Raw genomic sequence first — 17,932 nt, 5'->3', positions numbered from 1 at the left:
GGATCGGTCAAAACTGGCAAGCGGCCTGTCGGGGCGCGGAACGGAATACCGGTAACCCGGGAACAGGTCGATCCTTCCCCGAAAGACATGGACATTGCACTCGCGGCGCGGTCGGCGCGCGCAGTACTCAGTGATAGATGATGTCCTTGCGCATCGGAGCAAGTCTTGCAATGAGTCGGTTCTGCGCGGTCTGCGGGATGTCCTGGGCCTGCATGGCATCGATCAGGTGCTCGACGACCGCATTGAACTGCGCCTCGCTGATGTCGAGCCCGGTATGCACCTCGCGCATGTCGTCGCCCGTATAGGTACATGGCCCGTCGAGGATCACGCAAAGGTGTTCGACGAACAGCCTGCGAAAGCGCGGGATGTTGGTGTTGGCGAATTTCGGCGCGATCCGGGGATCATCGGCGAAGCGCTCGAGCAGGCTGTCGACCAGCGCGCTGAGGCCGGCGGTTTCGCCAAACTGGGCGTAAAGCGATCCGGTGGCACGTGGCGTGGACGCGCAGGCGCCGAGCAGCAGGGCCATGCCCAGCCCGATCCAGGCCGGCGCGCGCAGGTGGGCGGTCACAGGTTTGCCTGCACGGACAGGTACCAGCCGCGCTGGTTGCCGAAGCTCGCCACCGAGCCGAGATCGGCATAGGCCGCCACCGCCGAGAAGCGCTTGTTCGGGAACCAGGCGACGAACAGGTCGCTGAAGGCGTCCTCGCGGGCAAACCCGAGGTTGTCGGGCTTCTGGCGATACTCGAAGCCGATGGCCAGGGTCGGATCAGGCAGCACGGCGGCGGAGAATTCGCCCAGCAGTCGGCGGCCGCCGCGGTCGCCGCCAAAGCCGAGAATGCCGAGCTGGTTGGCCGAACTCGAGCGCAGGGTCGTGTTGACCAGCAGATGGTATCCGCCTGCGGCCCCGAGAAAGACCTTGGTGGCGGCCACATAGAGATCGGTGCCGCTGTCCCTGCGCGCGCCAGCTGCTGAAGGAATGGAAAAATCGAGGTTCTTCTTGAGCTGCGCGCCGACGGCAATCTGTGGCCACGTCGAATAGATGACATCGCCGCTGACGCGCAGCTTGATGCCCAGCGCATTCTGGCGGATCGAGGCGCCCGGCATGCCGAGCAGGTCACCGAGTGTGCCGAGATGAAAGCGCTGTCGGGACAGTGAAAGCTCGAGCCGATTGCGGATGTTCAGTGCAGCGCCCCAGCTGTCGAGCGCGTAGTCGCTGACCTCAACCCGGGTCAGGTAGCTCGTTGCGCCGATCTCGTCGCGGGTCGCATAACCGGCAAGAACGGCCCAGGGCACGATGCCGCCGCCCGCGCTGCCCTCGAGTTGGGTGGCGCCGCCGCTGGCAAGGAGTCGGCCATCCGCCGCCATGCCGTCGGGGCCGGGCAAGGCAGCGGCCAGCGCCAGCAACGCGATTGGCAGGATCCTGCGCCGTCGACGCCTGCTGTGGCGATTCAAGGCGCCACCGGGGTACGTGGTCGGAACGCCAGCATGGCATTGTGAGAAACAAGCATCGCGGTCAATTCCGCCGCCGGCAACGGTCGACTGATCAGATATCCCTGGGCCATGTCGCAGCGATAGTCCGCGAGCATGCGCAAGGATCGCGAGTTCTCGACGCCCTCGGCAACCACCAAGAGTCCCATGCTGTGGCCGAGTTCGATCGTGGCGCGGACGATCGTCGCATCGTTGCTGTCGTCGGCCATGCCGATGACGAACGACTTGTCGATCTTCAGTTCGTCGACCGGCATGCGCTTGAGATGGGACAGCGACGAATATCCTGTTCCGAAGTCATCGATCGCCAGCCTCACCCCGCACTCCTTGAGGCGCCCGAGCATGTCGAGGGCAATCGCCGAGTCGCGCATGACGGCGCTTTCGGTGACTTCGAGGACCACGCGATCGGCCGCGATGGCGAACTCGTCGAGCAGGGCGCGCACGTTCGCAGGCAGGTCGCCGGAGGCAAGATCCATGGCCGAGATGTTGATCGACACGCCGATGTCGTGCCCCAGGTCCCGCCAGGCCCGGCATTGGCGAATGACCGTGCGCAACATCCAGCGCGTGATCTGGCGGATGCTGCCAGCATGCTCGGCGAGCGGTATGAATTCGTCCGGGGAAATCGGCCCTTCGACCGGATGCTGCCAGCGCACGAGCGCCTCGACGTGCGCGATGCGTTCGTCGTCCAGGGTCATCTTCGGTTGGTAACAGACCGACAACTGGTTGTTCTCGGTGGCCCGGCGTAGATCATTGATCAGCGAGAGCCGACGCAGATGCAGGGCATCGCGGCCGCTGCTGTAGAACGAGATGGCGACCTGGGCCTGCTTGGAATCGTACATGGCGATGTCGGCGCGTCGCAGCAGGTCTTCCGCCGTGTCGGCGTGGGTCGGATAGAGCGCGATGCCCAGGCTTATTTCCGGATACAGCTTCATCGAATCGAGCTGGACCGGCTCGGTGACCGCGGCAACGATGGCGCCCGCCAGTTCGCCCGCCAGTGACTTGTCGGCATCCGGCAGGAGGACGAGAAACTCGTCGCCGCCAAGGCGGGCGACGACATCCTGGTCGCGAACCATGGCGCGCATGCGCTGGCCGATATTGACCAGCAGGCGGTCGCCGATCGGATGTCCGAGGGTGTCGTTGATTTCCTTGAAGCGGTTGATGTCGATCATCAGGACCGCGAAGGGAACATTCCGCGCCGACGGGTCGGCCAGCAATTGCGCCAGCAGCCGATCGATGCTGATTCGGTTCGGCAGGCCGGTCAGGGCATCGTGATAGGCAAGATGCGAGATGCGTTGCTCGCGCTCGGCAATGCCGCGCTGCATGCCGTCGAAGGCCCTCGCAAGCTGGCCGAATTCATCCCTGCGGGTGTTCGCCAAGGTTCCGAGGTAATCGCCGCGCTCGACCCGGTTGGCGGCATCGGCGAGTTCCTGGACAGGGCGCGTCACGCCGCGGGCCAGCAGCCAGGCACCGACCAGGGAGGCCAGGAAGGAGAGGGTCGAAATGACCAGCAACTGCCGGTTGAGGATGGCATAGGGCTTGAGCACCTCGGCCTCTGGCGTCTGCAGGATGGCCTCGACGCCGGTCGAGTCGCCGAGCGGAACGACATGGGTCAGGTAGTCGTCGCCGAGCAGGTGCAGGGTCGTGGAGCGCGCGCTGGCGGACCCGACCGGCCCGAGCGTCGAGGCGAGGGCCTCCTGCAACGGGCTGGCCAGGGTTGAATAAAGATGCACGCGATCGGTCGCATCGGTGGTGGCAAAGGTAACCTCGAGCCCGGTCAATGCCTTGAATTCCGCGGCCAGGGCCTGGTCCATTCCGAAGCCCATGCCTACCCAGCCGATGCGCTGCGGCGCCCGCACCGGAGCGAGCACGATCTGGTAGGGCTCGGCGCCGCTGCGGTCGACCGTGCTGACCACGCCCTCGCGGTCGGCTCGGGCAAACAGGCTGGAAAACGGGGATTGCCCGGGCATCGCGTGCAGATCGATCGTGCTGGTGTTGATCTGCCCCTTCAGGTCCAGGGTCACCGCGAATCCGGCATTGATGCGGGCGCCATGGTTGAACAGGACCGACTGCACGGTCGCCTCGTCCCCGGTGGCGACCGCTTCGCGAAAGCCGAAATCGGCGGCGATGACGCGAACGGCATCGCGCAACTGGGCCTCGCGACTGGCCAGCAGGCGCTGGAAAACGCGCGCGCCGACGTCGAGGCGCTGGTCGGCCTGGTCGAGCGCATTGCCGCGGGTCGCGAAATAGACCGCGACGAATGTCGGAAACTGGATGACGCCGACCAGGGCCAGCAGGAGCAGGATCAGGCGGGTGCGGAAGCTACGCATCGCCGGGCGGCGTCTTGCGGTAGGCGCGGAACTTCTGCTCGAGCTCGGTCGGCGCCGTGGTCGGCGATGGCGGGCGGGTCCTGATCATGAACGTCCGCGTTGGCGCGGGTCCGTCGATCCGGATCATTTCGCTGCGGTCGGTGCCGGCATCCAGATCGCGAGGGTGCCACAGTTCGAGCCGGTACTCGCCGGCCGGTACGTCGCTGATCTTGAGGTGTCCGGTTTCGTCCGTCTTTGCAAACAGGGGCGTGTCGACGACCACGACATAGCCAAGCATCCAGTCATGGATATTGCAGCCCAGGGTGGCGATCCCGGTCTTGTCGAATACCACCGGTTCGGCCGGGATGGACTTGTACAGGCGCAGTTCGAATTTCCTCGCCGGGGAAAACGAATAGACATGATGCCGCACCTGGTCGCTGTTGGGAAACGAGACCGCGCTGCCGCGCTGGACGACCAGCACATGCGGCACGAACTGCAGACCGCGCTGGTCCATGCTGGCGCTGGTCGCCTTGCCCGTCGCTGCCGGCATGGCCCGGGTCGGGACCAGCCAGACCACGGCATCCGCCAGGGCGGCGCCGTCGCCGTCGACGACCGCAGCCTCGAAGGATCCGGCCCGGGCCGCGATGGCCACGAGAACAAGCGGCAGGACCAGCATCAGACGGATTGTGTTCATGCAGCCGGAATCTCCCGTTGCGTTTGCAAGTGCGGCAAGCGATGGGCACACCACGGGCCGTGGCGAGCTCTGCCTTGGCGTATACGGTGCAGACCGATCATGGGATGCAGGATTCCGGCCAGGCCGGCCGATGCGGGGTTTCCTGCCGTCGCGGAGCCGACCTGGACATCCACGCGCTGCCGCCAGGGTCGACCCAACGGACCCTCGCGGCAGTCGGCGTAAGCCGGTAGAATACGGTTTTCCTGCGGATTGCTCTCCATGACCCCCCTGATTTTCGTGACCGGAGGCGTGGTGTCCTCGCTTGGCAAGGGCATCGCCGCCGCGTCGCTGGCGGCCATCCTCGAAGCGCGCGGCCTGCGCGTGACGATGATGAAGCTCGATCCGTACATCAACGTCGATCCGGGCACGATGAGCCCGTTCCAACACGGCGAAGTCTATGTGACCGACGACGGCGCCGAGACCGACCTCGATCTCGGCCACTACGAGCGCTTCATGCGCACCCGCCTGACCGGCAAGAACTCGATCACCACCGGCAAGATATACGAGAGCGTGATCGCCAAGGAGCGCCGCGGCGACTACCTCGGCGCTACGGTGCAGGTGATCCCGCACATCACCGACGAGATGAAACACCGCATCTATGAGGCGACCAGTGGTTTCGATGTAGCCCTGGTCGAGATCGGCGGCACGGTCGGCGACATCGAGTCGCTGCCCTTCCTCGAGGCGATCCGCCAGATCCGCATCGAGCACGGGCCGGAAATGTCGATGTTCATGCACCTGACCCTGGTCCCGTTCATCAAGGCCGCCGGCGAAATCAAGACCAAGCCGACCCAGCATTCGGTCAAGGAGCTGCGCTCGATCGGCATCCAGGCCGACGTCCTGCTATGCCGCTGCGAACAGCCGCTGCCGCAGTCGGACCGGCGCAAGATCGCCCTGTTCACCAACGTACCGGAACGCGCCGTGATCAGCGCGATCGATGTCGACATCATTTACCGCCTGCCACTGTGGCTGCACCAGCAGGGCCTCGACGACATCGTCCTCGATCGCCTCAACTTCAAGGCCAAGCCGGCCGATCTTTCCGAGTGGAAGGCGGCTGTCGAAGCGATCGAGCATCCCAAGGACGAGGTCAGCATCGCCATCGTCGGCAAATACGTCGAGCACAAGGACGCCTACAAGTCGCTCGGCGAGGCGCTGCGCCATGGCGGCCTCAAGCAGCACACGCGGGTCAACCTGCGCTGGGTCGAGTCCGAGGAAGTCGAGCGCCGCGGCGGCGATGCGCTGAAGGATGTCGATGGCATCCTCGTGCCGGGCGGCTTCGGCAAGCGCGGCTTCGAAGGCAAGATCGCCGCGGCGCGCTACGCCCGCGAGAACCGCGTGCCGTACTTCGGCATTTGTTACGGCATGCATGCGGCGGTGGTCGAGTTCGCGCGCAACGTGGCCGGCCTGGAAAGCGCCAATTCGAGCGAGAACGATCGCGCCTGCAAGGATCCGGTGATCGCCCTGATCACCGAGTGGACGACCAGCAGCGGTGACGTCGAAAAGCGCGACGAGAGCTCCGACCTCGGCGGCACCATGCGCCTCGGTGCGCAGGAATGCCGACTCAAGGCGGGAACCCTGGCCCGCGAGCTGTACGGGCAGGACGTGGTCCGCGAACGCCACCGCCATCGTTACGAGTTCAACAATCGCTACCGGCAGAAGCTCGAGGATCTCGGCCTCGTCATTTCCGGCAAGTCGATGGACGACCTGCTCGTGGAAATGGTCGAGCTGGCCAACCATCCGTGGTTCCTGGCTTGCCAGGCCCATCCCGAGTTCACCTCGACGCCGCGCGACGGCCACCCGTTGTTCGTCGGCTTCATTCGTGCCGCGCGTGAATTCAGGGCCGTGCGCGAGGCGCCAGCCGCCGACACCCCCGTCGCGGCCAGGATCGGAGCTACCGCGTGAATCTTTGCGATTTTGAAGTCGGTCTCGACCAACCCCTTTTCCTGATTGCCGGTCCCTGCGTCATCGAATCCGAACAGCTCGCCCTCGATACGGCTGGCCAGCTCAAGGAAATGACCGCGCGGCTCGGCATCCCGTTCATCTACAAGTCGAGCTTCGACAAGGCCAACCGCACCTCGATCAGCGGCCATCGCGGTCCGGGCATCGAGGAAGGCCTGCGCATCCTCGCCGAGGTCAAGCGCCAGATCGGCGTGCCGGTGCTGACCGACGTGCACGAATACACGCCGATGGAGGAAGTCGCCGAGGTCGTCGATGTATTGCAGACGCCGGCCTTTTTGTGCCGGCAGACCGATTTCATCCTCAAGGCCTGCAGCGTCGGCCGCCCGGTCAACATCAAGAAGGGCCAGTTCCTCTCGCCGTGGGAGATGAAGCACGTCACCGACAAGGCGAAGACGACGGGCAATACGCAGCTCATGGTCTGCGAACGCGGCGCCAGCTTCGGCTACAACAACCTCGTCTCCGACATGCGCTCGCTCGCCGTCATGCGCGATACCGGCTGTCCGGTCGTCTTCGATGCCACCCATTCGGTCCAGCTTCCGGGCGGCGCCGGCGGCAAGTCCGGCGGCCAGCGTGAATTCGTGCCGGTGCTCGCGCGCGCGGCGGTCGCGGTCGGCATCGCCGGCATCTTCATGGAAACCCATCCCGATCCCGACAAGGCGCTCAGCGACGGGCCGAATGCGTGGCCGCTCGGCAGGATGGCTGAACTTCTCGAGACGCTGCTGCAGCTCGATCGCGTCGCCAAGCAATTTCCGGGTCCGGCAGCGACCTGAGTCCCGCGGGATCAGGCGCAACCGAGGTTCGCCATTTTCAAGATTGACGGAGTTGTTCGACTGACATGAGCACGATTTCCAGTATCCATGCCCGCGAGATCCTCGATTCCCGCGGCAACCCGACCCTCGAAGCCGAGGTTACCCTGGCGGATGGATCGTTCGGACGCGCCATGGTCCCGTCCGGCGCCTCGACCGGTTCACGCGAGGCGGTCGAATTGCGCGATGGCGACAAGGCGCGTTATCTCGGCAAGGGTGTGCGCAAGGCCGTCGCCAACGTCAATACGACGATCGCCGATGCCCTGAAGGGTTTCGACGCGCTCGACCAGCGCGGCCTCGACGAGAAGTTGATCGCGCTCGATGGCTCGCCGAACAAGGGCCGGCTCGGCGCCAACGCGCTGCTCGGCGTGTCGATGGCCAATGCGCATGCGGTGGCCGCCTCGCGCAAGCTTCCGTTGTGGAAGCACCTCGCAGGTGATCGTACACCGCAGCTGCCGGTGCCAATGATGAACATCGTCAATGGCGGCGCGCACGCCGACAACAACGTCGACATGCAGGAGTTCATGGTCCTGCCGGTCGGCCTGCCGAACTTCGCCGAATCCTTGCGCGCCGGTACCGAGATCTTCCATGCACTGAAGTCGGTGCTGAAGGGGCGCGGCCTGTCGACGGCGGTGGGCGATGAGGGCGGTTTCGCGCCGAACCTGAAATCCAACGAGGAAGCGATCGAGACCATCCTCGAAGCCGTGCACAAGGCCGGCTATGCGATCGGCAAGGAGATCTGGCTCGGTCTCGACGTGGCCAGTTCCGAGTTCTTCCGCGACGGCGCCTACCATCTCGATGGCGAAGGCAAGGTACTGAGCCCGGAACAACTGATCGAGTTCTATGCCGGCTGGTGCGCGAAGTACCCGATCCTCACGATCGAGGACGGCATGGCCGAAGGTGACTGGGATGGCTGGAAGAAGCTGACCGAGAAGCTCGGCAAGTCCGTGCAGCTGGTCGGCGACGACCTGTTCGTGACCAATACGGCAATCTTCCGCGAGGGCATCGACAAGCACATCGCCAATGCGATCCTGATCAAGGTCAATCAGATCGGCACCCTGACCGAGACGCTCGATGCGATCGGCATGGCCGAGGCGGCGAACTACGCGTCGATCATCTCGCATCGTTCGGGCGAGACCGAGGACACCACGATCGCCGATCTTTCGGTGGCCACGGCGGCAACCCAGATCAAGACCGGTTCGCTGTGCCGCTCCGACCGGGTTGCCAAGTACAACCAGTTGCTGCGTATCGAGGAAGCGCTTGGCGCCGGCGCCTGCTATGCCGGTCGCAAGGCATTCCCGAATCTTCCGGGTTTCGGGTCCTGATCGTGACGGCAGGCTAGAAACCCCGCCATGCTGCGCTATGTGGCCTTGTTGCTCCTGATCCTGCTGATCGCTCTGGAGGTGAAGCTCTGGGTCGGGCAGGGCGGCATGGCCGAGGTCTGGCGACTGGAAAAGAGCGTCGCCGACCAGAAGCACGAAAACGAGGCGCTCAAGGCACGCAACGACGCCCTGGCCGCCGAAGTGGCCAATCTCAAGGATGGCGACGAGGCGATCGAGGAGCGCGCCCGTTCCGAACTCGGCCTGGTCAAGCCCGGCGAGCAGTTCTACCAGGTCGTGGAGCCGCCAGACCCGGTCCGGAAGCCAGATGGCGACCGTTGAGCATGGCTTGTGGTGCGTGGTTCCGGCCGCCGGAAGCGGTAGTCGGTTCGGCGCAGACCGACCCAAGCAGTACACGCTGATCGCCGGCAAACCGGTCCTGCAATGGACTATCGAACGGCTGCTCGCGCACCCGCGCATCGCGGGTGTCCTGGTCGTGCTTGCCGGCGATGACGACTTTTGGCCCGGCCTGGGCCCCTTTGCCAGCAAGACCGTTCTGACCGCGATGGGCGGGGGGCAGCGCTCCGATTCAGTCCTGGCCGGATTGCGGGCCCTGCCGGACAGCGTCGCCGCGGAAGATTTCGTGCTCGTCCACGATGCCGCGAGGCCCTGCGTCCGGCACGCCGACATCGATGCGCTGATCGAACGGGCCTCGCCGGCCGGTGGCGGACTGCTGGCTGCGCCGGTGCGCGACACGCTCAAGCGCGCCGACGCATCGGGCCGGGTCGCCGCCACCGAGTCGCGCGAGTCGCGCTGGCGCGCGTTCACGCCGCAGATGTTCCGCCGCGCTGAGCTCGATTCGGCGCTGGAATCGGCTGCGATCGCGGGTATCGTGGTCAGCGACGAGGCCATGGCCATGGAGCGGGCCGGGTTCAGGCCCTTGCTGGTCGAGGGCCGTGACGACAACCTCAAGCTGACCACGCAGGCGGATCGGGCGCAGATCGAGTTCCTGCTGTTGCGCGGGGTCGACTGAGGCCGCCTGGAAGCGGCGACCGTGCGTGCCTGTGCGGCCCAGTCGTCGTATTCTGCCGGCTTCATCGATCCGGACAGGACAGCATGCGCATCGGCCAGGGATTCGACGTCCACGCCTTCGGGCCCGGCACCCATGTCGTGCTCGGCGGCGTCAGCATTCCGCATACGCAGGGACTGCTTGCCCACTCCGATGGAGATGTGGTCATCCACGCGCTTTGCGACGCGATCCTCGGCGCCCTTGCGCTCGGCGACATCGGCCGGCATTTCCCGCCGAGCGACGAACGCTGGCGAAATGTCAGCAGCCGCCACTTCCTGCTGCACTGCGCAGGCCTGATGATCGAGAACGGCTACCAACTGGCCAATGCCGACCTGACGGTGATCTGCGAGACGCCGCGCATCGGTCCGCATGCCGAAGCGATGCGCACCAATCTCTGTGCCGACCTCGGCTGCGGCCGGCAGGAGGTCAACATCAAGGCGACCACCACCGAAAAGCTCGGCTTCACCGGCCGCGGCGAGGGTATCGCGGCCCAGGCCGTGGTGCTCCTGCAGCGGCGCGGCAAGTCTGCTGCGGTGATTCCGGAGAATCCCGAACTGCGCACCCTGATGGCCGAGCTGGATCTGGACCCGCTGAAATGACGGAACTGGCCTTCGCCCACGGCGGGCCGCCGCTGAGCGGCCGGCTGCGCGTCAGCCCCGAGGATTTCGAAGTCGAGGAGATCCTCGGATTCGAGGCGGACGGCCATGGCGAGCATGCACTGCTCTGGATCGAGAAGCGCGAGGCGAACACCGAATGGGTGGCTCGTCAGCTGGCCGCCTTCGCTGGCGTGGCCCCGCTCGCGGTCGGCTTTTCCGGTCTCAAGGACCGGCATGCGTTGACCCGCCAGGCGTTTTCCGTGCAGTTGCCGGGCCGTGCCGATCCGGATTGGAGCGCGCTGCAGGTCCAAGATGTTCGCGTGCTCGAAGCACGCCGGCATTCGCGCAAGCTCAAACGCGGCGTACATGCCGGCAACCGTTTCCGGATTCGGCTGCACGAGGTGCAGGGCTCGCGCGCGGAAACCGACCGTCGCCTCGGCGCGATCGCGGCGCACGGCGTGCCGAACTATTTCGGCGAACAGCGTTTCGGTCGCGGCGGTGAAAATCTGCGCGCGGCGCGGGCCCTGTTCTCGGGTGCGCGGATGCATCGCAGCCAGCGTGCATTCGCCCTCTCGGCGGCTCGATCCCATCTGTTCAACCGGGCGCTCGACCAGCGCGTCAGCGCAGGCTCGTGGAACCGCGCCCTCGACGGTGAGGTCTGGATGCTCGCCGGCAGCCATTCGATATTCGGACCGCAGCCCCTCGATGACATACTGCTGCAGCGCCTTCTGGAATTCGACATCGATCCGACCGGGCCGCTGTGGGGACGCGGCGAACTGCGCAGCGCAGCGCAAGTCGCCGAACTGGAAGAGGCCGTCGCCGCCTCGGATCCGACGCTGGCGCAAGGCCTTGCGGGCGAGGGCCTGCGCCAGGAGCGGCGCTCATTGCGCCTTCGCGCGGAGGGTCTGCGCCATTCCTGGGCGGAGGACCGTTCCCTGTTGCTCGAGTTCACCTTGCCGTCAGGGGCCTTCGCGACCTCGGTGGTACGCGAACTCTGCGCCTACGCCAGCGTTGCTTCCGGTTCGTCCGGATGAGGGGGTTGCGACGGATCGTCGCCCTGTCGCGTCTACGGTAAGGGCCTTGAAGCGCGGGTGCCGTCAGCATCCGGAGCAAGGGGCCAGTCTGGGGATCGGCCGCGTGGCCGGTTCCGGTCAGCCACTGGAGAGAGGCATGAAACGATTGATGGTTCCCGCCACAGCAGTTTTCATTCTCGTCCTCGCCGGATGCGCCAGCAATGGCGGCAGCCGGTTCGTCAAAGAGGAAAAGTTCGTCGTCGACACGGAATATGTCGACGCGGTCAATCACGTCAGCCGGCAGACCGGTGTGAGGGTGACCTGGGTCAATCCGCCGACCAAGCGGGTCCCGGCCGACAGCGGCATCGACGACTGATCAGTCACGCTGGAGCAGGACGAGGACCGCACCGGTCCCGCCCTGCGCGGGAAGCGCCGAGGCAAAGGCGACGACGTCGTTGCGTCGGCGCAGGAGCTGTTCGGTCATACGCTTGACCACGGGGCCTCGTGCGGCCGAGCGCAGGCCTTTTCCGTGCACGATCCTCACGCAATATTCGCGATGGCGAATCGCTTCGTCGATGAATCCGGCGACCGCCGCTCGGGCCACCGCGACCGACATCTGGTGCAGATCAATCTCGGCCTGGATGCTGAAGTGTCCGCGCCTGAGCTGCTTGAGCAGGCGTGCCGGATGGCCGGGCTTGAGGTAGAGGATTTCGTCGCCCATTTCGATTGAGCCGGGATCGAACGGGCCGCTCAGCAATTCCTCGCGCACGGCCGCTTCGTCGATCTCGAACTGGCGTGCCTGCGGGACCGGCTTGCGCGCTTCCGTCGCCGTTTCCTCGTTGCGCGCCAGCGGGCGCACCTCGCCGATGGCCTGACGAAAAAGTGTGCCGGCCTCGTCTGCGCCGGCCGAATCCGGCGTGGCTCGCTTTGCCGATTTCTGCCGCTGCCTGGTGGCGTCTCGCAACTGGCGAATCCTCATGCGCGAACGATTGCATGAGTGCAAGTTCGAGGCAACCACGCGGCCGGGGGGCCGGGTTTTTGGCGCCTGGTGGCGCAGCGTCGTACCCCGAATGCAGGCCTTCGCTCGTTCAGCCTCGGGGGCGAATCCGGTATGCTCTGGCATTCTCATTCGCCCCGGGCTCCCCTCTCTGCGTGCTACGCGTTCCGGGGCGCCTGCACAGTCCTTTCGCAGGAAGCAGCTCATGCGCGTTCTGGTCAGCAACGACGATGGCGTCGACGCACCGGGCATACTGGTACTGGCCAGGCATCTGGCCGCCGTCGGCGAGGTCGTCGTGGTGGCTCCCGACCGCGACCGGTCCGGGGCCAGCAACTCGTTGACCCTCGATCAGCCGATTCGCGTCAAGCGGCTCGGGGAGAATCGTTACCAGGTGGCCGGAACGCCGACGGATTGCGTGCACCTGGCGCTATCCGGCCTGCTAGAACATGAACCCCATATCGTTGTTTCCGGCATCAACTCGGCGGCCAACCTCGGCGACGACGTGATCTATTCGGGCACCGTGTCGGCAGCCATGGAGGGGCGTTTCCTCGGATTGCCCGCGATTGCGGTCTCGCTGGTGACGGTCGACCACAAGGGCGTGCACTACGATTCGGCGGCCATGGCCGTCATGCAGCTCATGCGCAAGCTGCTGGTCGACCCGTTACCCGCGGACACGATCCTCAACGTCAATGTGCCGGACCTGCCCTGGTCCGAGATCCGCGGATTCTCGGTGGCACGGCTCGGCCGCCGCCATCGCGCGGCCGGCTGCATCAAGCAGGATGACCCGCGCGGGCGGCCGATGTACTGGATCGGTCCACCGGGCGAGGCCGAGGACGATGGCCCCGGCACGGACTTTCTCGCCGTCCGCGAAGGCTATGTATCGATCACCCCGATCCACGTCGACCTGACCCGTTACCAGGCCCTCGAAAAAGTCGGCGGCTGGGTGGGTTCGTTGAGCATGGAAAGCCACGCCGCATGAATCGACTGTCCATCCCCCCCTTCCCGGAGAGCTTCGCTTGAGCCGCTTTGCCCGCCAATTGCCCGAGGCACGCGGTCTCGGCATGACTTCGCAACGCGCGCGCGACCGACTGATCGAGCGACTCGTCGCCGAGGGCATTCGCGACCGTCGCGTGCTCGACGTTCTTCGCCAGTTGCCGCGGCACCTGTTCATCGACGAGGCGCTGGCCACGCGCGCCTACGAAGACACTGCGCTGCCGATCGGACAGGGGCAGACCATTTCGCAGCCCTACGTCGTTGCGCGCATGACCGAAGTGCTGATCGAACATGCACTGCCGCGACGCGTCCTCGAAGTCGGTACCGGGTCCGGTTACCAGTGCGCCGTGCTGGCCTCGCTGGTCGAGCAGGTCTATACGGTCGAACGCATCGATGAGCTTCTGCGCAATGCGCGCCGGCGATTCCGCAAGCTCGGCCTGGGCAACATCCGCTCGCGACACGACGATGGTCGGCTCGGCTGGCCGGACGAGGCGCCGTTCGATGCGATCATGGTCACCGCCGCGGGTGCCGAGCTCGAAGACGCGCTGCTCGGCCAACTCGCGCCCGCGGGCGTCCTGGTCGCGCCGGTCGGTCCGCCGGGTCGCCAGGAGCTTTTGCGGGTACGGGCTGGAGCCGAAGGGTGGCAACGCGAGACGCTGGCGCCGGTGAGCTTCGTTCCCTTGCTCGGCGGTGTCGCTTGAACCCCGAAATCGCGGTGGCCCGCGAATGAAGCTGTTCAAGCCACTCTACGAAAAGGCCCTGCAATGGTCGGTGCATCCGCGCGCCGAGCCCCTGCTGGCAGGCCTGAGTTTCGTCGAGGCGATCATCTTTCCGGTCATGCCGGAAGTGATGCTCGGTCCGATGGTGCTGGCGCGTCCGCGACGATGGGCCCGGCTGGCCTCGATCAGCCTCGTCTTTTCGGTGATCGGCGCCCTCGTCGGCTATGCGCTCGGGCACTACGCATTTGCCTGGGCGAGGCCCCTGTTCGAGTCGCTCGGCTGGATGGAACGCATCGACCGTCAGGTCGCCGAGTTGAGCGAGATCGCCGCGCACAGTCCGTGGGCCGCATTCTGGATTCTCGTCGCCGCCGGTTTCCTGCCGATTCCACTGAAGATATTCACCTGGGCCTCAGGCATCGTCGGCGTGCCGCTGCTACCCTTCGTGGCGAGCATGATTGTCGGTCGCGGCAAGCGCGTCTACTTGCTGGCCGGGGTCATTCGCCTGGCCGGGCCGCGCGCGGAGGCTGCGCTGCATCGCTGGATCGAATGGATCGGCTGGGGCCTGCTCGCGGTGTTGGCCATAGCCATACTGTATTTCAAATTTGTACGCTAAGTGATTGATATCATAAGAATAAAGACAATTGTCCGGGTGTGTTTTGCGGGCTCCGTGCTGATCCTTGCAGGCTGCGCCTCGACGCCGCCCGCTCCGGTCGAGGATCGCAGCATCGGCGGCCACTCGCGCCGCGGCCACGTCACGGGCCCCAGCGCGTCGCGGCTGGCGGCCGGTAGCTACCGGGTGCGGCGTGGTGACACGCTCTACAGCATCGCCTTCCGCAACGGGCTCGACTATCGCGACTTGGCCAGCGCCAACGGCATCGACCCGCCCTATACGATCTATGTCGATCAGGTCATCCGGCTGGACCGGCGAGCGCGAGCTGGCCGCAAACCTGCCGTAGCGTCAGTCAGCAAGCCAGCGCGGGAATCCCGGGCGCAATCCGCAACCAGGTCGTCCACGCCGCCGCTGCGATCGGGCGGCGGGTCAGCGACCGTGCCGGCGACAGCGGTTGCGACCGAGTCTGCCAGTGTTTCCTCGCGGCCCGCGCCATCGGTGCCGCCACCGGCAAGCGAGGCCGTCAATGCGGTGCCGAGCGCCGGCATGGTCTGGCGCTGGCCTGCCGACGGTCCACGCGATGGCGGCTTCGTTCCCGGCGACCCGACCCGACAGGGCATCAACATCACCGGCAAGTCGGGGGATCCGGTACGGGCGGCCGCCGACGGCGTGGTCGTGTACAGCGGCAACGGCCTGATCGGCTACGGCGAACTCATCATCATCAAGCACAACAGCACGATGCTGTCCGCATACGGCCACAACCGGCGCCGCCTGGTCCAGGAGGGCGATCGCATCAAGGTTGGCCAGCAGATCGCCGAAATGGGTTCGTCGAGCGCGAGCAGGGACATGTTGCATTTCGAAATCCGCAGGAACGGCAAGCCCGTCGATCCGCTGGCCTACCTGCCATCGCGATGACTGCCCGAAGCAGCCGGCGGTTGTCTTCATCTTCGGGCGAACGGTGCTTGCTGTTTCATTGCAATCCCGCGCGGTCCAGGCTTTGCCGATGAGCGCCGCTCCGTCGTCGGGGCCCGTCTCCGAGCCCGAGGTCGAGGAAGTGCTCGAACTGCTCGACGCCATCGAGCCTGCGGACGAGGAAGTCCGCAGTTCCACCGGCGCCTATCTCAACGAAATCGGCCTGATTCCCCTGCTTGCCGCGGAACAGGAGTGGGCGCTCGCCGAGCGCGTGCAGGCCGGCGACAGTGAGGCACGACGCGGCATGATCGAGGCCAATCTGCGTCTCGTGGTGACCGTGGCCAGGGGCTACGTGGGCCGCGGCGTGCCGCTGATGGACCTGATCGAGGAAGGCAACATCGGCCTTATTCGCGCGGTCGAGAAATTCGAGCCACAGCGACGTCTGCGCTTTTCGACCTACGCGATGTGGTGGATCCGGCACGGCGTCCAGCAGGCCCTTTCAAATCAGGGGCGGACCGTGCGCATTCCCGTGCACGTCCTGCGCGAGCTGGCCCAGGTGCTTCGCGCCAATCGCGAGATCACGGCTCAGCTCGGCCGCGCCCCGACCCTCGAGGAACTCGCCAGGGCCGTCGACAAGAGCACCCAGGATGTAGCCGAGTTGTTCCGGGTCAACGAACACATCAGCTCGCTCGATGCGCCGATGTCGGACAGCGACGACCGAGCCATGATCGAACATCTGATCGGCGAAGAGGAAACCGGAACCCAGGGGCGCCCCGAGCACGCCGGCGGCGGCCAACTCGAGGACTGGCTGTCGGCGCTCAAGCCACGCCAGCGCCTGGTTCTCGAGCGCCGGTTCGGCCTCAACGGTGAGCCGGTCCATTCCCTGGCCGAGATCGCGACCGACCTCGGCGTATCGCGCGAGCGTGTGCGCCAGATACAGGAAGAGGCACTCAAACGCTTGCGTTGCCTGTCCCAGCAGGATCAGGTCGGCGGCTGAGGCCGGCCAGGCAGGATGAAGGCGGCGACGACGCGTCGACCTTCGCCGGCCAGCAGGTTGTAGGTGCGGGCGGCTGCGGCATTGTCCATGGCTTCGACGCCGATGCCGAGAGTCAGCAGGGGAATGAGCGCAGCCTGTGCGGGAAACCGCTGGCGCAGACCGGTACCGAGCACCACCACTTCCGGCTCGAGATCGAGAATTCTGCGCATGCTCGCCGGATCGAGATCGGCGACGGCTGCAACCGGCCAGTCCTCGACGACCTGGTCCGGAGCCATCAGGAAACTGCGGTGCAGCTCGCGGTCTACAACGACGATGGAGCGCTCGCGCGTCGCGCGAACGAAGAAGTAGCCTTCCGCTCGATCATGGGACAGTTGCATGGGCCCGACGCGCCTACTTGGGCAACGGCAGTCGGGGTTCCTTGTCGTTGCGCTTCCATAGCGTCGCGGTATGCCCGACGACCTGCACGACTTCGGCTCCCGTATCGGTGGTCAGCGCGTCGATTTGCGCGGCGCGCTCTTCGCGATCGCCCCCCGACAGGCGCACCTTTATCAGCTCGTGATGGTTCAGGGCCAGGCTCAATTCATTGACCAGGCTGGGCGTCACGCCCTTCTGGCCGAGCATCACGACCGGGTTGAGGGAATGTGCAAGCCCGCGCAGGTAGCGCTTCTGGAACGAGGTAAGTGACATGAACGGTGTCCGAATGCGGATGGGTGGCCGGCAGGAATGCGCGACTTTCGGGGTATTATGCGGGCATTATCATGGCTGGGAAACGCGCCTGGCGCGGCTTGGACACGACGTGGCGCGAAGCAAATCCAGTTCCCGCTGGCTCCAGGAGCACTTCAGCGACCCGTTCGTGAAGCGTGCCCAGGTGGAAGGCTGGCGTTCCCGCGCGGTGTTCAAGCTCGATGAGTTGATCGAGCGCGACCATCTGCTCAGGCCGGGCATGTTCGTGGTCGATCTCGGCGCGGCACCCGGTGGCTGGTCGCAGATGGTGCGGGAGCGGCTCGGCGACAGCGGACGCATTGTCGCACTCGACATCCTGCCGATGCAGGGTATCGGCGGGGTCGACTTCATCCTGGGTGATTTTCGCGAGGATGCCGTGCTCAGGCGTCTCGAGGAGCTGCTTGGCGGAAACAGGCCCGATCTTGTGCTTTCCGACATGGCCCCCAACATGAGCGGTGTCGGGGCCGTCGACCAGGATCGTTCGATGGCCCTGGCCGAACTGGCCGCCGAATTTGCCGAGGCCCACCTCGCCAAGGGCGGGGCGTTCCTGGTCAAGCTGTTCCAGGGCCAGGGATTCGACGAATACATCCGGCGCTTGCGCAGCCAGTTTGCGCACGTCAGCATCCGCAAGCCCAAGGCATCCAGGGCGCGCAGCAACGAAGTCTACGCATTGGCGACCGGCAAGCATCTCTGAGCCC

At 65.7% G+C, this 17,932-nt stretch carries 20 protein-coding genes and 1 pseudogene; 14 read left to right on the top strand and 7 right to left on the bottom strand.

Annotated elements, in window-relative coordinates; genetic code table 11:
- Positions 1 to 127: 127 nt before the first annotated feature.
- The 4 genes from BM125_RS00660 to BM125_RS00645 all read right to left on the bottom strand — a co-directional run bounded on the left by BM125_RS00660 (position 128) and on the right by BM125_RS00645 (position 4,485).
- Positions 128 to 568 carry a group I truncated hemoglobin gene (locus BM125_RS00660; RefSeq protein ID WP_217647777.1) on the bottom strand — a complete coding sequence of 147 codons (441 nt, stop codon included), beginning with the start codon at positions 566 to 568 and terminating at the stop codon, positions 128 to 130.
- Positions 565 to 1,365 (bottom strand): DUF3034 family protein, encoded by an 801-nt coding sequence (locus tag BM125_RS00655; protein ID WP_092404133.1) that lies wholly within the window; start codon positions 1,363 to 1,365, stop codon positions 565 to 567. The genes BM125_RS00660 and BM125_RS00655 overlap by 4 nt, the downstream gene beginning before the upstream one ends.
- A gap of 83 nt (positions 1,366 to 1,448) precedes the next feature.
- Positions 1,449 to 3,812 (bottom strand): putative bifunctional diguanylate cyclase/phosphodiesterase, encoded by a 2,364-nt coding sequence (locus tag BM125_RS00650; protein WP_092403954.1) that lies wholly within the window; start codon positions 3,810 to 3,812, stop codon positions 1,449 to 1,451.
- Positions 3,805 to 4,485, bottom strand: a complete 681-nt coding sequence (locus BM125_RS00645) for a methylamine utilization protein (RefSeq protein WP_139224792.1) — start codon at positions 4,483 to 4,485, stop codon at positions 3,805 to 3,807. The genes BM125_RS00650 and BM125_RS00645 overlap by 8 nt, the downstream gene beginning before the upstream one ends.
- A 258-nt stretch (positions 4,486 to 4,743) precedes the next feature.
- On the opposite strand from BM125_RS00645, the gene BM125_RS00640 reads away from it, so the two are divergent.
- The 8 genes and pseudogenes from BM125_RS00640 to BM125_RS00605 all read left to right on the top strand — a co-directional run bounded on the left by BM125_RS00640 (position 4,744) and on the right by BM125_RS00605 (position 11,659).
- The gene (locus BM125_RS00640) at positions 4,744 to 6,423 is read left to right on the top strand and encodes a CTP synthase (protein WP_092403952.1); all 1,680 of its coding nucleotides are present in this window, start codon (positions 4,744 to 4,746) and stop codon (positions 6,421 to 6,423) included.
- The gene (kdsA, locus tag BM125_RS00635) at positions 6,420 to 7,250 is read left to right on the top strand and encodes a 3-deoxy-8-phosphooctulonate synthase (RefSeq protein WP_092403951.1); all 831 of its coding nucleotides are present in this window, start codon (positions 6,420 to 6,422) and stop codon (positions 7,248 to 7,250) included. The genes BM125_RS00640 and kdsA overlap by 4 nt, the downstream gene beginning before the upstream one ends.
- 65 nt (positions 7,251 to 7,315) lie before the next feature.
- Complete coding sequence (gene eno, locus BM125_RS00630; RefSeq protein WP_092403950.1) at positions 7,316 to 8,611, top strand: phosphopyruvate hydratase; 1,296 nt, start codon at positions 7,316 to 7,318, stop codon at positions 8,609 to 8,611.
- Positions 8,612 to 8,638: 27 nt separating this feature from the next.
- The gene (gene ftsB, locus BM125_RS00625; RefSeq protein ID WP_092403949.1) at positions 8,639 to 8,947 is read left to right on the top strand and encodes a cell division protein FtsB; all 309 of its coding nucleotides are present in this window, start codon (positions 8,639 to 8,641) and stop codon (positions 8,945 to 8,947) included.
- Entirely contained in the window at positions 8,934 to 9,638 is a 705-nt protein-coding gene (ispD, locus tag BM125_RS00620) for a 2-C-methyl-D-erythritol 4-phosphate cytidylyltransferase (protein ID WP_092403948.1), read from the top strand. The genes ftsB and ispD overlap by 14 nt, the downstream gene beginning before the upstream one ends.
- Before the next feature lie 83 nt (positions 9,639 to 9,721).
- Positions 9,722 to 10,189 (top strand): annotated as a pseudogene (gene ispF, locus BM125_RS00615) (2-C-methyl-D-erythritol 2,4-cyclodiphosphate synthase); the annotation flags it as partial.
- An 80-nt stretch (positions 10,190 to 10,269) separates the two neighbouring features.
- Entirely contained in the window at positions 10,270 to 11,304 is a 1,035-nt protein-coding gene (truD, locus tag BM125_RS00610; RefSeq protein ID WP_092403946.1) for a tRNA pseudouridine(13) synthase TruD, read from the top strand.
- 136 nt (positions 11,305 to 11,440) lie between these two features.
- Positions 11,441 to 11,659, top strand: coding sequence for a hypothetical protein (locus BM125_RS00605; RefSeq protein WP_139224791.1), 219 nt, complete (start codon positions 11,441 to 11,443; stop codon positions 11,657 to 11,659).
- On the opposite strand, the gene BM125_RS00600 is transcribed toward BM125_RS00605, so the two are convergent.
- Positions 11,660 to 12,247: a Smr/MutS family protein gene (locus BM125_RS00600; protein WP_245778734.1), complete on the bottom strand. Its 588-nt coding sequence runs from the start codon at positions 12,245 to 12,247 to the stop codon at positions 11,660 to 11,662.
- A gap of 238 nt (positions 12,248 to 12,485) precedes the next feature.
- On the opposite strand from BM125_RS00600, the gene surE reads away from it, so the two are divergent.
- From surE to BM125_RS00575, 5 genes are all read left to right on the top strand, one after another.
- A complete protein-coding gene (gene surE, locus BM125_RS00595; RefSeq protein ID WP_092403943.1) occupies positions 12,486 to 13,259 on the top strand; it encodes a 5'/3'-nucleotidase SurE in 774 nt (257 codons plus the stop codon).
- A gap of 82 nt (positions 13,260 to 13,341) precedes the next feature.
- On the top strand, positions 13,342 to 13,974 hold the full coding sequence (locus BM125_RS00590; protein ID WP_092404132.1) for a protein-L-isoaspartate(D-aspartate) O-methyltransferase: 633 nt from the start codon (positions 13,342 to 13,344) through the stop codon (positions 13,972 to 13,974).
- Between the two features lie 25 nt (positions 13,975 to 13,999).
- Positions 14,000 to 14,605: a YqaA family protein gene (locus BM125_RS00585; RefSeq protein WP_092403942.1), complete on the top strand. Its 606-nt coding sequence runs from the start codon at positions 14,000 to 14,002 to the stop codon at positions 14,603 to 14,605.
- A gap of 54 nt (positions 14,606 to 14,659) precedes the next feature.
- Positions 14,660 to 15,517 (top strand): peptidoglycan DD-metalloendopeptidase family protein, encoded by an 858-nt coding sequence (locus BM125_RS00580; RefSeq protein WP_175497789.1) that lies wholly within the window; start codon positions 14,660 to 14,662, stop codon positions 15,515 to 15,517.
- A gap of 88 nt (positions 15,518 to 15,605) precedes the next feature.
- Positions 15,606 to 16,511, top strand: a complete 906-nt coding sequence (locus BM125_RS00575; RefSeq protein WP_092403940.1) for a sigma-70 family RNA polymerase sigma factor — start codon at positions 15,606 to 15,608, stop codon at positions 16,509 to 16,511.
- On the opposite strand, the gene BM125_RS00570 is transcribed toward BM125_RS00575, so the two are convergent.
- Together BM125_RS00570 and yhbY are read right to left on the bottom strand one after the other, a co-directional pair.
- The gene (locus tag BM125_RS00570; RefSeq protein ID WP_092403939.1) at positions 16,496 to 16,888 is read right to left on the bottom strand and encodes an Mth938-like domain-containing protein; all 393 of its coding nucleotides are present in this window, start codon (positions 16,886 to 16,888) and stop codon (positions 16,496 to 16,498) included. The two genes, BM125_RS00575 and BM125_RS00570, sit on opposite strands and share 16 nt — an antisense overlap.
- Positions 16,889 to 16,901: 13 nt before the next feature.
- Positions 16,902 to 17,198, bottom strand: coding sequence for a ribosome assembly RNA-binding protein YhbY (gene yhbY / locus BM125_RS00565; RefSeq protein ID WP_092403938.1), 297 nt, complete (start codon positions 17,196 to 17,198; stop codon positions 16,902 to 16,904).
- A 109-nt stretch (positions 17,199 to 17,307) separates the two neighbouring features.
- On the opposite strand from yhbY, the gene rlmE reads away from it, so the two are divergent.
- Positions 17,308 to 17,928 (top strand): 23S rRNA (uridine(2552)-2'-O)-methyltransferase RlmE, encoded by a 621-nt coding sequence (gene rlmE, locus BM125_RS00560; RefSeq protein ID WP_092403937.1) that lies wholly within the window; start codon positions 17,308 to 17,310, stop codon positions 17,926 to 17,928.
- Positions 17,929 to 17,932 lie beyond the last annotated feature (4 nt).

Source organism: Dokdonella immobilis, assembly GCF_900115085.1.
In the GTDB taxonomy this organism is placed as follows: Bacteria; Pseudomonadota; Gammaproteobacteria; order Xanthomonadales; family Rhodanobacteraceae; genus Dokdonella; species Dokdonella immobilis.
Note: the sequence above shows the minus strand (reverse complement) of the source record. Positions and strands in the feature narration are given on the sequence as shown.

Coding starts and splice junctions, on each gene's coding strand:
- BM125_RS00655 (WP_092404133.1), bottom strand. CDS start 1,365: ATGGCGGCGGATGGCCGACTCCTTGCCAGCGGCGGCGCCACCCAACTC.
- BM125_RS00650 (WP_092403954.1), bottom strand. CDS start 3,812: ATGCGTAGCTTCCGCACCCGCCTGATCCTGCTCCTGCTGGCCCTGGTC.
- BM125_RS00645 (WP_139224792.1), bottom strand. CDS start 4,485: ATGAACACAATCCGTCTGATGCTGGTCCTGCCGCTTGTTCTCGTGGCC.
- BM125_RS00640 (WP_092403952.1), top strand. CDS start 4,744: ATGACCCCCCTGATTTTCGTGACCGGAGGCGTGGTGTCCTCGCTTGGC.
- eno (WP_092403950.1), top strand. CDS start 7,316: ATGAGCACGATTTCCAGTATCCATGCCCGCGAGATCCTCGATTCCCGC.
- ftsB (WP_092403949.1), top strand. CDS start 8,639: ATGCTGCGCTATGTGGCCTTGTTGCTCCTGATCCTGCTGATCGCTCTG.
- ispD (WP_092403948.1), top strand. CDS start 8,934: ATGGCGACCGTTGAGCATGGCTTGTGGTGCGTGGTTCCGGCCGCCGGA.
- truD (WP_092403946.1), top strand. CDS start 10,270: ATGACGGAACTGGCCTTCGCCCACGGCGGGCCGCCGCTGAGCGGCCGG.
- BM125_RS00605 (WP_139224791.1), top strand. CDS start 11,441: ATGAAACGATTGATGGTTCCCGCCACAGCAGTTTTCATTCTCGTCCTC.
- surE (WP_092403943.1), top strand. CDS start 12,486: ATGCGCGTTCTGGTCAGCAACGACGATGGCGTCGACGCACCGGGCATA.
- BM125_RS00590 (WP_092404132.1), top strand. CDS start 13,342: ATGACTTCGCAACGCGCGCGCGACCGACTGATCGAGCGACTCGTCGCC.
- BM125_RS00585 (WP_092403942.1), top strand. CDS start 14,000: ATGAAGCTGTTCAAGCCACTCTACGAAAAGGCCCTGCAATGGTCGGTG.
- BM125_RS00575 (WP_092403940.1), top strand. CDS start 15,606: ATGAGCGCCGCTCCGTCGTCGGGGCCCGTCTCCGAGCCCGAGGTCGAG.
- BM125_RS00570 (WP_092403939.1), bottom strand. CDS start 16,888: ATGCAACTGTCCCATGATCGAGCGGAAGGCTACTTCTTCGTTCGCGCG.
- yhbY (WP_092403938.1), bottom strand. CDS start 17,198: ATGTCACTTACCTCGTTCCAGAAGCGCTACCTGCGCGGGCTTGCACAT.